At 34.1% G+C, this 1003-nt stretch carries 2 protein-coding genes; both read left to right on the top strand.

The window, feature by feature from the left end; all coding sequences use genetic code 11:
* Positions 1 to 692, top strand: a 692-nt coding sequence (locus D7V20_RS19250) for a hypothetical protein (protein ID WP_213072523.1), incomplete at its 5' end; no start/stop codon positions are given.
* 32 nt (positions 693 to 724) lie between these two features.
* On the top strand, positions 725 to 1003 hold a 279-nt coding region (locus D7V20_RS19245), incomplete at its 3' end, for a hypothetical protein (RefSeq protein ID WP_147395822.1).

Here is a 1003-nt window from a genome sequence, read left to right as displayed (position 1 = left end):
TCCTTTGGGCTTGGCTGCCAATTGTTAGTTGTTTCTTATGGGAAAATGAGCTGGCTATTATGAATAAAATATTATTGATGGTATTTACTGGTATGGCAGCATTTGCAAATGCAAGTGAACCAGAGTATGACAAAACCAATGAAGCAGAGTATGACAAAACCAATGAAGCAGCAATCATAGCTAAGTTTGAGATCGATACCCATGCGATTAAAGACTACTCTGTTTTAGGAAAGGCTCAATGTTTTTCTGAAGTATTCAGTACTCGTGAGATATTCAATGGCACAAAGGTTTTATATGACAGTGAACTTTATGTTTATGCCTATAATCGACTTTATTATGCTCAATCACCATTAATTCGACTTTTATCTCCTATTGCTATCAAAAATAGTTTAAAGAGTTTCATCGAAACATCGAATGCTAAAAACCGAACAACTGTTAAGGTAGCAACTGGTGAATCATATGCTTTTAATGCAACGACTGATTGTGAAAAAATGTTCGATGGTAAAAATGATGCTCTACGCAAAGCATATCTCACACTTATACAGAATTCTGATAGCTATGTAAAACCTAATGATGCAAATAAATATACCCCCAAAGAGGTTAAGCAATTGCAAACCGACTATTTAAAATATGATGTTATACGCTTGTATATAAGAAAATGCCAAGCTGGTTCTCCTGCTAACTTTTGTTAATATTTTTGTATATTCACTCAAGAAAAATATTTATGAATAAAATACTATCTTGCTTGATCATCGCTAGTGTTACAAACATAGCTACGGCAAAAGATATCGCAAATCATGACATACAAAAAGCAGTGATGACTAAATTTGCAAACGACAATCGAGCTTTTGAGGAGTATGCAACATTAGGAAAGGCACAGTGTTATACCAAGTTGTTTAATTTAGAGGAAAAGTATGATCATACAAGTGAGTTATTTAGTAATGCCTCCATTACAATGTATAATGAACGAGTGCCGTTACTTCGGCTTATCAATGGTACTTCG

The sequence above is a fragment of the Acinetobacter rongchengensis genome, from assembly GCF_003611475.1.
Classification (GTDB): Bacteria; Pseudomonadota; Gammaproteobacteria; order Pseudomonadales; family Moraxellaceae; genus Acinetobacter; species Acinetobacter rongchengensis.
Note: the sequence above shows the minus strand (reverse complement) of the source record. Positions and strands in the feature narration are given on the sequence as shown.